General features: G+C 60.8%; 12 protein-coding genes. 8 read left to right on the top strand and 4 right to left on the bottom strand.

From position 1 onward, the window contains the following. Nucleotides 1-36: 36 nt before the first annotated feature. From HD598_RS07720 to HD598_RS07695, 6 genes are all read left to right on the top strand, one after another. Nucleotides 37-705: an RNase H family protein gene (locus HD598_RS07720; protein ID WP_183664959.1), complete on the top strand. Its 669-nt coding sequence runs from the start codon at nt 37-39 to the stop codon at nt 703-705. A gap of 57 nt (nt 706-762) precedes the next feature. Continuing rightward, the gene (locus HD598_RS07715; protein ID WP_183664957.1) at nt 763-1,911 is read left to right on the top strand and encodes a WD40/YVTN/BNR-like repeat-containing protein; all 1,149 of its coding nucleotides are present in this window, start codon (nt 763-765) and stop codon (nt 1,909-1,911) included. Between the two features lie 32 nt (nt 1,912-1,943). Continuing rightward, nucleotides 1,944-2,243 carry a MoaD/ThiS family protein gene (locus HD598_RS07710; RefSeq protein WP_183664955.1) on the top strand — a complete coding sequence of 100 codons (300 nt, stop codon included), beginning with the start codon at nt 1,944-1,946 and terminating at the stop codon, nt 2,241-2,243. A gap of 29 nt (nt 2,244-2,272) precedes the next feature. Beyond that, the gene (locus HD598_RS07705; protein WP_183664953.1) at nt 2,273-2,773 is read left to right on the top strand and encodes a carboxymuconolactone decarboxylase family protein; all 501 of its coding nucleotides are present in this window, start codon (nt 2,273-2,275) and stop codon (nt 2,771-2,773) included. A 76-nt stretch (nt 2,774-2,849) separates the two neighbouring features. Continuing rightward, nucleotides 2,850-3,890 carry a pirin family protein gene (locus HD598_RS07700; protein WP_183664951.1) on the top strand — a complete coding sequence of 347 codons (1,041 nt, stop codon included), beginning with the start codon at nt 2,850-2,852 and terminating at the stop codon, nt 3,888-3,890. Nucleotides 3,891-3,916: 26 nt separating this feature from the next. Then, nucleotides 3,917-4,261, top strand: a complete 345-nt coding sequence (locus HD598_RS07695; protein ID WP_183664949.1) for a GNAT family N-acetyltransferase — start codon at nt 3,917-3,919, stop codon at nt 4,259-4,261. A 28-nt stretch (nt 4,262-4,289) separates the two neighbouring features. Here HD598_RS07695 and HD598_RS07690 read toward each other — a convergent pair whose 3' ends face one another. Further along, nucleotides 4,290-4,703 carry a hypothetical protein gene (locus HD598_RS07690; protein ID WP_183664947.1) on the bottom strand — a complete coding sequence of 138 codons (414 nt, stop codon included), beginning with the start codon at nt 4,701-4,703 and terminating at the stop codon, nt 4,290-4,292. A 175-nt stretch (nt 4,704-4,878) separates the two neighbouring features. Here HD598_RS07690 and epsC point away from each other — a divergent pair, with 175 nt between their 5' ends. Next, complete coding sequence (gene epsC / locus HD598_RS07685) at nt 4,879-5,451, top strand: serine O-acetyltransferase EpsC (protein WP_183666734.1); 573 nt, start codon at nt 4,879-4,881, stop codon at nt 5,449-5,451. A gap of 24 nt (nt 5,452-5,475) precedes the next feature. On the opposite strand, the gene HD598_RS07680 is transcribed toward epsC, so the two are convergent. The 3 genes from HD598_RS07680 to HD598_RS07670 form a co-directional block, all read right to left on the bottom strand. Further along, on the bottom strand, nt 5,476-8,556 hold the full coding sequence (locus HD598_RS07680; RefSeq protein WP_183664946.1) for an aminotransferase: 3,081 nt from the start codon (nt 8,554-8,556) through the stop codon (nt 5,476-5,478). Between the two features lie 93 nt (nt 8,557-8,649). Further along, entirely contained in the window at nt 8,650-9,852 is a 1,203-nt protein-coding gene (locus HD598_RS07675) for an acyl-CoA dehydrogenase family protein (protein ID WP_183664944.1), read from the bottom strand. A gap of 183 nt (nt 9,853-10,035) precedes the next feature. After that, nucleotides 10,036-10,620 (bottom strand): TetR/AcrR family transcriptional regulator, encoded by a 585-nt coding sequence (locus HD598_RS07670; RefSeq protein ID WP_183664942.1) that lies wholly within the window; start codon nt 10,618-10,620, stop codon nt 10,036-10,038. Between the two features lie 119 nt (nt 10,621-10,739). Between HD598_RS07670 and HD598_RS07665 the strand changes: the two genes are divergently transcribed. Further along, nucleotides 10,740-11,501 carry an SDR family NAD(P)-dependent oxidoreductase gene (locus tag HD598_RS07665; RefSeq protein ID WP_183664940.1) on the top strand — a complete coding sequence of 254 codons (762 nt, stop codon included), beginning with the start codon at nt 10,740-10,742 and terminating at the stop codon, nt 11,499-11,501.

Below are 11,501 nucleotides of genomic sequence, written 5' to 3'. Positions count from 1 at the left end.
TCCTAACGGTCAGAGCAGTTGAGCAGTTTCAGTCTTGTGAAATACACCCCGCAAGGCACCTGCCCACTCACAAGGGATAGAAATGAATATTCAGACAGTCCCGCAGCCCCCAGCAGCACCCACCGCGCCGCAGAACTCGCCCGCGCACTGAATTCCAGCAAGACCCTCGCCGTGCAGGTGTCCACAGATGCTTCTAAACGCAAGGGCACCACGGCGGGACTCGGATGGGTGATTGATTTCCAGCATGCCGACCCACGCAACAAACTCACTGCTCCACGCCTTGGCTTTGATCTCCGCGAAGCCCGCAGCATCCTCGAGGCCGAGCTACACGCGATCAGCACCGGACTAAAGAAGGCCATCAGCTGGTGCAATGGCATGGAACTCCAGCTGACTGCCGCCGACATCACCCCCACTTTTGTGGTCCGCTCCGATAGCCAGGTCGCAATCCATTTGCTCGATGGAACGTTGAGCCAAGACGCTGTGGGGTCGAAGAACGTTGACACGGTTCTGACCGAACTGAAGTCCATTGCCCAGCGACACCCGGTGGAATTCACGTGGGTTCGCGGACACAACGGGGATCAGGGAAACGAGTTCGCGGACCGTCTCGCGGTTTTTGCTCGCCGCACACACGAGTCCGCCATTGAGCCCGAGCGCCAGCAGCAGACGTTCGAGGTCATTCGCCGCGACTACCTGGCCACGCGCTGATACGGGATCTCGCGGTAGGCGTTGAGTTATGTGCGTCACAGTGGTGGACTAGGTCTCATGACTGAGCAAACAGTAGCGAGCCCGTCCACCACCGAGGCCGTCTCAATTTCTCCGGGCACCACCGTCGTTGCCATCGGAACCAAGAAGGGGTTGTGGCTGGCCAGCAGTCCCGACCGCTCCGAATGGACCCTTTCCGGTCCGTTCTTTGGAACCCTCGAGGTTCCTTCGGTCGCCGTCGACACCCGCGAGGATCGCGTGCGCATTTTTGTGGGCATCAATGACTGGCACTTTGGCCCCACGGTGGTTCATTCGGACGACGGCGGAGCTCACTTCTCCGAGACATCGGCCGGTGCCGTGGTGTTCCCGAAAGAGACGGGCGCTTCCCTTGAACGCGTCTGGACCATCACCCCGGATACCGCCGGGCGGCCAGGAGTGGTGTGGGCAGGATGTGAGCCCATCTCCGTCTTCAAGTCCACGGATGGTGGCGAGCACTTCGAGCTGGTGCAAAGCCTCTGGGATCACCCACACCGTGAGCACTGGGGTGCCGGATTCGGTGGGCCCGCCGCTCACACCATTGTCCCCAACCAAGTAGATGACAACACCGTGCACATCGCCATGTCCACCGGTGGCGTCTATCGGACCACGGACGGCGGCACCTCGTGGAAGGCCACCAACAAGGGCATTCGCGCGGAATTCCAGCCCGAGGACGAGTACCCCGAGTTCGGCCAGTGCGTGCACCGCATCTCAGCCGATGCCGCGGATCCCGGAACGTTGTATTTGCAGAACCACGGCGGCGTGTATCGGACGCGGGATAACGCGGAGACGTGGGAACCCATTGAAACGGGATTGCCCGCGAACTTTGGGTTCTCCATCCTCACGCACCCGTCGAAGGGCGGCACGGCGTGGTGCATCCCGGTCTCCAACGGTGACGATCGATTCTTCCCGAGCGGGAAGTGCTCGGTTTACAAGACCACGGACGGTGGAGACACGTGGGTGGAACAGCACCAAGGCCTCCCGGACGAGGACTACAACGTCTCTCTTCGCGATGCCGAAGGCGTCGACGGTCATCCAGACTCTTTGGGCTTGTACTTCGGAACGCGCGGTGGCGAAGTGTGGTTCAGCGCTAACGAAGGCGAGTCTTTCGCGCGCCTCGCGCACCGTCTCCCAGACGTGCTCAGTGTCCGGGCCGCCTACGTGCCTGCTTAAGCTGCGTCGTCGTCATTTCAACCCAGGAAATCATGTCCACCGAGCAAACCACCGTCACCCTTGTTATGCCCGCCGTCATCGCAAATGTCGCCGGCGGCGAGCGCGAACGCAACGTCAGTCTTCCGGCCCCGGCGACCATAAAAGCGCTGCTGGATCAAGTATCGGGTGAGTTTCCGGTCTTTGGGCGACGTGTAAGGAATGAAGTAGGGGAAATCCGGCGTTATGTGAATATCTTTCTAGGGAAGCGGAACATCCGGAACGCCCAAGGTCAGGACACGGTTTTAGCCTCGGGCGATCGGGTGACAATTGTCCAGTCCGTCGCCGGCGGATAGGACGTACCAGTGAGCATGAAGGAGCTACGGTGAGCGGAACCGAGCAGCACGAGAACCTGTTTATTGACCGTCAAGATCAAGCCATCTTTAAGGCGCTCAACGCGGTTTCTTTGCGGGTGGGCGAGGCCATTGACGCAGCCGAAGTTTCTCGCATTGCTTTGGAGCTGATGTACGTTCGCATCTCCCAGATCAACGGTTGCGTATTCTGCCTGGATCGACACGTCCCCAAGGCACTGCAGGCCGGAGCAACCCACCAACAGCTTGCGGTGGTGGCAGCTTGGCGCGATTCCTCAGCATTCACCACCGAGGAGCGTTTGGCGCTAGAGCTCGGCGAAGTCGTCACCGAGCTGCCAGACCCAGAGTTCCGCAAGGAAATCGTCGCAACGGTGCGCGCTGAACTCGGCGATCCCGCCGCATCGGCTCTGACGTGGGCGGCCATCAACATGAACGCGTTCAACCGCGTCTCAATCTTGAGCCACCACCCCGTCACGCCGCACAAGTACCCCACCGAAACCGGGCCAGGCAAGTAACCTCGGCCACCGAGTAAACGGAACCCCCGAGTTACCGCAACTCCCGAGCCAGACGGAACCCAGAGCAAGGATCCCCGTGAGCAATCTTGAGACCACGCCAGAAGAAGAGCTATTAGCCTCAGGCAACTCCTGCGAAGGCGTTGAGCTGCTGGAACCGCGCGACGTTCCGCTGGGCGGGCCACGCGCCATGAACGTCCGCCGCACCTTGCCGCAGCGCAAGCGCAGTCTCGTTGGCGCCTGGTGTTTCTTGGATCATTACGGCCCGGACCGGGTGACGGATTCCAACAGCATGTACGTGCCGCAACACCCGCACACCGGTTTGCAGACCGCTTCTTGGCTCTTCACGGGCGAGATCGAGCACAAGGATTCCGCCGGTTTTCAAGCGATCGTGCGCCCTGGCGAGCTCAACCTCATGACCGCTGGCCACGGCATCACGCACTCCGAGTTCTCCACCCCGGACACGGAAATCCTGCACGGTGCCCAGTTGTGGATTGCGCTTCCGGACAGCGCCCGCCAGATGCCGCCGACGTTCCAGCACTACGCGCCCGAGGCCATTGTCAGCAACGGAGCCGAGGTTCGCGTGTTCTTGGGGACCTTGGGCGTCAACGAACACACCTCCACGTCCCCCGTCACCACGCACACCCCGCTTCTGGGCGCTGAGATCCTGTTGGCGCCGCGCGCATCCGTGGAGCTGACGTTGGATCCCACCTTCGAGCACGGTTTCTTGCTGGATGCCGGCGCTGTGTTGCTTGATGGGCATACGCTTCCCAAGGATTTCTTGGGCTACTTGCCCACCGGTCATAACAAGGCCGTATTGACCGCGAAGAACGAGCCGGTGCGCGTGCTGTTGATTGGCGGCACCCCGTTCGAAGAGCAGATTGTCATGTGGTGGAACTTCGTGGGCCGCACGCATGAGGAAATTGTGCAGTACCGCAAGGATTACATGGCCGAAATGGGCTTGGAAGAGCGTTCGGAAGCGGACACTGTGGGTGACTCCGCGGAGTACGACGACGCTGGGTTGCGTTTCGGTGTCTTCCCCCCGAACGAGCCCGCTCCCCTTCCCGCGCCGGCCTTGCCGAATTTGCGGATCCGACCTCGCATTAACCCATCCAACTAGTACAAACCACCTTCAAAGGAGTCATCATGAGCGACGACCAGTTCTCAGTTCATTTCGCAGATCACCCTTCACGCTTCGAACTGCGCGATGGGGATAAGGCTATTGGCGAAGCGCGCTTCAAGGACGTCGAAGTGGACGGCCAAGCGCAACGCATTTTCTACCACACCGTGGTCTCAGAGGAGTACGGCGGGCAGGGTCTTGCCGGTCGCCTCGCCGCCTACGCTTTGCAGCGCGCGGAAGCGGAGAACCGCGTGGTGGTTCCTGTCTGCCCGTACATCAAGGCCTACGTGGCGAAGCATCCTGAGTACCAGACCAATTCCACCGCGGCACAGCCACGCCACCTCGAATTGCTCAACAGCGGCGGTAAGTAAGCAGGTTGGTGCTCGCCTAGAGGGCCGGTTAGCGGCGTGACACAACGAGGGCGCTAACCGGGCCAGTCAGCGCGCCAGCGCAACATCCAATGATCAACAGCGCCGTGATGTCATAGGTGGGGATCTGCCCTGTTCCCAGAGCAAAAGCGAAGCCCAGAAGAATCACGCCAACAACGGAGAGAAGGACTCCCCGCCGAGGATGCTCGCCTCGATTTCCGAGAGCAAACAATCCCATCGACACCACTGTTGCCAGCAGTGCACCAATGATGATGGGAACGGCGTAGAACACCGCCACCGTTGAGACGCTTCTGGCCAGTGATCCTGAGTTTTGGTTCAGGAGTGAGGAAAGAGTAGCTAGAACTGTGATTCCGAGCGCGCGGACGAAGGAGAAGACAGCTCCTCGAACGTAGCTAAAGTGGCCCTGTTTCATCATTTCGCTCATGACTTGAGCCTAACCGCCTAAGCTAGTGCCAGATAGTGTTGCGCTTGGCTGCCCTCACGGGGTGAAATCTGGCGTGACGTGGAAGAAAACCCGTGAAACCGAAGTTGTAGACACCATGACCGACGCGCAAGATCACCGTACTGAAGAGGACGCTCCATTGACGGAACAGCCCACCATGATTCAGCTCATGAAAGAGGACCTTCAGGCGGCTCGCGCGCAGGATCCTGCGGCTCGTTCGGATCTGGAAGTGGCAATTGGCTATTCCGGTATTCACGCCATGTGGTCCCACCGCGTTGCCCACGAGTTGTGGAAGCGCAAAGCCGGCAAGGCGCCCGCGCGATTGCTCAGCCAGTTCATGCGCTTCCTGACTGGGGTGGAGATTCACCCAGGCGCCACCATTGGCCGCCGCCCGTTCATTGATCACGGTTCCATGATTGTCATTGGCGAAACCGCCGTGATTGGCGACGACGTTCTCATGTACCAAGGAGCCACTCTGGGTGGCCGCGCCTTGGATAAGACCGAGCGCCACCCGAAGATCGGCAACAACGTCATGCTGGGTTCTGGAGCCATGCTCATTGGTCCCGTCACGGTGGGCGATGATGTTGCTATCGGATCCAACGCCGTAGTAGTTCGCGATATCCCAAGCGACTCGATCGCGCTGGGCCTCCCGGCATCTCACCGCCACAAAGAAGGCAACTACCCGCTGGACCCACGGCACGATCTCATCGATCCCGCCACGTTGCTCTAGGCGAATCTTCCGAGCTGCGCCGCCTTAGGCGTGAGCTGGCGGGAACGTCGCCACAACTTCGGAAAGCACCTGATCAAAGGCGTCAATCACGAAGTCCACACTCTCGCGGTCAATACACAGTGGCGGCTTGATCTTGAGGACGTTCTGGCGCTCTGACGTGGGCTGAACAATGACGCCGAGGTTGAGCATCCGTTCGCACACTTCCATGGTCTCTTCCTTGGCAGGTTCCAGCGTCTCGCGATCGCGCACCAATTCAACACCCAAGTACAGGCCTGCGCCGTGGACAAAACCGATCAGCGGGTGCTTCGCCATGAGCGCTTCGAGGCGTTCCTTGAAGTAGTCGCCCACCTCAGTCACGTTCTCTAAGATCTTGTCCTCGTCCATCGCGTCGAGAACCGCAAGTCCCACGGCACAGCTCAAAGGTGAACCGCCCGCCGAGGAGAAGAACATCCCCTCGTTACCCAGGGATTCAGCGATGGCACGAGTGGTGATGACGGCGCCAATCGGGAAGCCGTTGCCCATGGGCTTGGCGATAGTGATGATGTCTGGTCGCACACCCTGGAGGTTGAAGCCCCAGAAACCTTGGCCCATGCGACCAAAGCCCACTTGAACTTCGTCCGCGATGCTCAGTCCGCCCGCGCCGCGCACCTTCGCGTATACCTCGCGCAAATACCCTTCAGGCAGGAGCACGCCACCGGCATTGCCCAGCACGGACTCGCAAATGAAGCCAGCCACTGGCTTTCCTTGAGCGTCCAGTTGCTTGAGGGTGTCGGCGAGCTCGGTGGCGTAGTAGGTCTCGGCATCCGGGCCGGTGTGCTTGCCGCGCAGCGGGTTCGGCACATCCGCAACGTGCACCCAGTCTGGCCGCGAGTTCAGAGCGTTGGGTTTGTCATACGTGCTGGTGGTGACGGCATCAGCGCCAATCGACCAGCCGTGGTAAGCCTCGCGCAGGGAAATGATGGTTTTGCGACCCGTCGCTGCCCACGCCAAGCGCAGGGCAAGATCCACGGCCTCAGTTCCCGAGTTCACGAACAACACGGTGTCCAGGCTGTTCGGCGCCTTCTCAATCAGACGCTCCGAATACTCGGCCAATTGCCGGTACAGGAAGCGAGAGTTGGTGTTCAGAAGGCTCAGCTGCTTCTGCGCGGCCGCGGTCACCTTCGGGTGCGAGTGCCCCAGACCGGCCACATTGTTTACGAGATCTACATACGTGCGCCCGTTGGTGTCCACGAGGTGGTGCTTCCATCCGCGCTCAAACTCGGGCGGGTTCACGTAATAGCGCTCTTGAGCGGAGGAGCTCACTCGGTTGCGGCGATCCTGTTCGATCGCAGCGTCCGGGCGTTCCTCTTCACGCGGCAACCCCAGCAGCGGCGCGGGGTCAATGGTGAGTTGCTCGTACGCAGGCGCGAGTTCTCCTCCGCCCACAAACGGAATGCGGGAGGTTGCGCGGGAGCTAACCCACAAGATGCGTACGCGGTTCAGATTCACAGAGTCCGACGACGCCACTCGGCCCAGCAGCTCACCTGCGGACACGGTGCCTGCGTGAGGCAGTTTCGTGAGTCCTTCAAGAATCAGGCGAGTGCCGTCGTTCGCGGTCAGAACAACTTGCTGTTCGTCCTTGGTTTCCATGGTGGTGGGTGGAAGCGAAACGACGCCATCGAAAGGCGCGAAGAAGCGAGTACGCGACGTGAAATAAGCCTCGAGGCCAAAAGGAATGGTGCTGGGAGCGTCCACCGAGTTCACACGAGAACGGGTAAGACGTTCGCGAGCGTACGGAAAATAAACACCCTGTTCGCCAGATTCTTCGGCGATGGAAGCAAGCTTCTCTCGGATGAGGCGCTGTTCCGCACCCTTTTCGAGCCAAACACCGTCGTCCATGAGCGGGGATTCCGCACTGAAATCCAGGCGGTGCAACGTGACCGGTGCTTCTAGCAGCGACCCTTCAAGTGCCTTGAGACGCTTCTTCTTGGGGAAGGAGAACGGGCCCGAATCAGCGACAGTCCGCCCCTGACCATCGTTCCCGGAGGTCTGCGTGGACGGATTCGCGGCTTGCTCGGCGAGCTCCGTTTCCGAAATTTGCACGTGGAGAGCGGCACGCGTTGCGGCCCGCATAACGTCTAGCGGGTACCGCGTAGCTTCGTCGAAGATACGCCACTCGCCCTCAATACGTTCGGCGGCGTAATCGTTGTCCGCTTCGAGCTCGAGCTGTTTGGCGCCGCTGGTCACCAGAACGCACGCGCGCAACACCACGAGCGGCCACAAAGCCGAGACTTCGGAGGACGTCAGCGCTTGCTGTTGGTGGAAGGCACGGGCAGCCACCAACACATCCAGCGGACGTTCGGCGGTGTGCTGCAACAGGGAAGACAAGGTGGTGGCGAGTTCGGCCACACGCCAACCCGTGGACACGTCCCCGAAGTCCAGCAAGGTCAGCTGTTCCGATTGCTGCGGTCCGCCCCACATGATGTTGTCATCGGTGATGTCACCGTGAACGGCCTGCACGGGAAGTTCGCCGACTTGTCCCAGAATGCGTTGCGCCGCCTTGAGGGCCGCACGAACTCGTTCGCGACGCGCTCCGTCATCAATAGAGTCCAGCAGGGACTCAGACACTTCCACCGCGCGGCGAAGATCCCACTGCGTGGAGCGGTGAAGGCCCGGGTGAGCGAAGTTCTTCAGGGCCGCGGAGGCTTTGCCGCTCAGCGTGCCCACTTGTTGCATCATCACAGCGGAGAGGTACTGGGCATCTAGGAGCGAGGTGCCAGGGACAAACTGGAAGCGGCGGGCGAAATGCTCGGTGCCGTCGATGTCCACGATGGTGCGGATGGCTACGCCGTCGGTCCCCCGAATCACGTTGGCCACAGGAACGCCGGCGGCCACGCACGCGCCGAGGGCGTCGTTCTGGACCTCGATTTCCACTAGCGGGAACGCGGCGTTGTCGATCTTGAGGACGGACTGCTTTCCGTCCAGCTCGTGGAGCAAGAAGTTGCGATCCTGATTGCTGCCCAGCTCGGTGACACTCACGGCGGTCACTCCGAAATACTGCTGTGCAATGGTTTGGGCAAGTTCAACAGTGATGTTCGGACGGCGAAGACCAGCGAGTGCTTCCATACCTCCCATTATTCCAGCCCCACACCCACGAAGAAGTCGGCTCGTCCCACCTTGTGGACAAGCCGTCTGACCGAACCCTCGTGAGGCCTCTTCTCACACGAACGCAGACGCGCCCGTCACTGCTCTACCCACAATCAGCGAGTTCACTTCATAGGTTCCCTCATACGTGTAGATCGCCTCGACATCCGCGAAAATCTTGCCCATCTCGCGATCCGCCAGAATCCCGTTGCCGCCCAACAATCCACGCCCCAGCTGGGCACTTTCGCGAGCCAGCGTCGTCGTACTGGCTTTGACCAGTGCCGCGTGCTCCATCTGTAGCCGGCCTTCCTCTTGAAGCCGCGCGAGCTGCGCCATCATGGCGAGCGAGGCCGTAGCGTTCCCAAGAATCTTCGCGATGGGCTGCTGCACCAACTGAAATTCCGCGAGGGGGTGGCCGAATTGCTCGCGGGTAGTGGCGTAATGATGTACGACGTCGAAGGTCGCCATTTGTGCGCCCGCCGCCTCCCAGCCCACCCACGCGCGCGAATTACGCAGCAGGACGTTGGTTGCGGAGAAATTCGCGGCACCGGTCAAGGCGTTGGCGAGCGGGATGCGCACCTGGTCCAGCGTGATGTCCGCGTTCGGGATGATGCGCAGGGCGGTCTTGTGCTGGATCTTGTGGGCGCTCACGCCGGGGCGATTCGTCTCGACCAGGAAGCCTTTGACCTCGTGATCGGCGGTATCGCGCGCGAACACCAGCAAGAAGTCCGCGAACGTCGCGCCACCGATCCAGCGTTTGAAGCCGTTGATGACCCACTCGTCACCCTCACGCGTGGCAGTGGTGCAGAGGCCTTTCGCAATGTCAGAGCCGTGTTCAGGCTCGGTCAGGGCGAAGGAACCCACTGCGCGGAAGGTGCGCAACAGCGGGATCCAACGAGCTTGCTGCTCGGGCGAGCCGGCCTCCATGAGTCCGCCGACGATGAGTTCGTTGTGAATGCCGACGAGCGTGCTCAAACTCAGGTCCGCGCGGGCGAGCTCCGCGTACACGAGGCCCTTGAAGAGTCGGCTTCCGGGTTCAAGTTCAATCTCGCCGAAGCCGTGATCACCCAGAGCGCGCAAGAGGTGGTGCGGGAACTCGTCCCGGGTCCAGTATTCGGCTGCGTGGGGGCGGATGTTCTGGGTGAGGAATGCGCGCATGTCGGCGAGTTTTTGCCGCTCGTGCTCGGGAAGCTGGCTGGCGACGTCGAAGAAGTCGGCGGTAGCGAGGGCCGGGGCGGATTCCACAGGGTTGGCGTGGAAGTTCAGTGCGGTGTTCATGCTGATCCTCAAGAGTGGAATCGAGCTGTTGCCGCCATGGAGGTGGTCCATCGCACGGTGTTGGTGGATCACACGCTGGGCCGCTGCAACAGTACTGAAATCCCTTCCAGAGTACTACTGTGCGGCGTAGAAGTGAACCCCGTCACACGGTGCTTGAATTGGCTTGTTGGGCTAACGCCCTTGTCAGGCTGAGATTCCGGCCGTCAGAATGGCAGCGAGCTCCTGGTACGCTTTCGCATCCCCCAGCCCCGTACGCTGGCGCACTTCACCCAGCTGAATGCGCACCATCGTGGCGCTCGTGAGGTCAGCAGCAAAGGCCGCATTGACCTTACGGAAGTCCCCGGCCGCCACGCCTTCGTCGATCAACGTCTTCACGCGCTCGGCGGCAAACTTGGTGTTCATTTCATAGACCTCGCGGGCTGGCGCGAAGTTGCTCATATCCAGCATGAACTGCTCCGATGCCGCCGAAAGTGCGCGTCCAACGGCATTCAAGTATGCGGTGATGCGATTCAGTGAGCCGCTCGCCTCAGCAAGCTCCGTCTCCACTGCGAGGGTGGCCTTGCGGAAGAAATGCTTGGTGACTTCTTTGACCAGAGCATCTTTGCTCCCAGCCAACGTGTAGAGCGTGGACTTTGAGCATTTGAGGCGCGCTGCCACGTCATCAAGGGTCAAGTGAGAGAAGCCGTCCATCAAGAACATCTCGATCAGCGAATCGAACAGTTCATTGCGACGCTGGGTCGCAAATTCGGGCCGTTCGGAAGTTTTCATGCATTGATAGTACGCGGACATCGTTGTCAGCCCGGGATTGCGACAGTACGCTGAAACAAACCCCAGTACTCATAGCGAGCGGCGAGCTCCGCCGTCGTCATCATCTTTGAGGAGACCGAATGCGAACCGAAGGAACCGTCACGCTCATCACGGGAGGCGCGTCCGGCTTGGGCCGAGCCACCGCCGAACAGCTAATTACCCGCGGAGCCACCGTAGTCCTCGTGGACCTTCCTTCCTCTGCCGGGGAAGCCGCAGCCGAGGCCCTCGGCGAAAACGCGCACTTCGTGGGCGCCGATGTCACGTCCGAAGAAGACGTGCAGAAGGCCGTGGATCTCGCGGCATCCTTGGGCGATCTGCGCATTGTGGTGAACTGCGCGGGCGTAGCCACTCCTGGCAAGGTGCTCAGCCGCAAGGGCATTCTGACGCTGGGCGATTTTGAGCGCGTAGTGCGCATCAACTTGATTGGAACGTTCAACGTGATTCGCCTAGCCGCTGAGAAGATCTCGGCCACCGAGTCCGTGGACGGCGAGCGCGGGGTCATCGTGAACACCGCCTCCGTCGCCGCTTTCGACGGGCAAATTGGTCAGCCCGCCTACTCAGCGTCCAAGGGCGGTGTGGCCGCTATGACGCTGCCGATTGCCCGCGAGCTGGCCGCTCACCAGATTCGTGTCATGACCATTGCGCCCGGCATCTTCGAGACACCCATGATGGCCGGGCTCAGCGAGGAAATTCAAGCGTCCTTGGGCCGCCAGGTTCCGCATCCTTCACGGTTGGGACGTCCCGCCGAGTACGCCGTGCTGGTTCAGCACATCGTGGATAACCCCATGCTCAACGGCGAGACCATTCGTTTGGACGGCGCCATCCGTATGGCTCCGAAATAG

Source organism: Neomicrococcus aestuarii, assembly GCF_014201135.1.
GTDB lineage: Bacteria > Actinomycetota > Actinomycetes > Actinomycetales > Micrococcaceae > Neomicrococcus > Neomicrococcus aestuarii.
The sequence above is the reverse complement of the archived record's forward strand: the minus strand, read 5'-3'. Positions and strand labels throughout refer to the sequence as shown.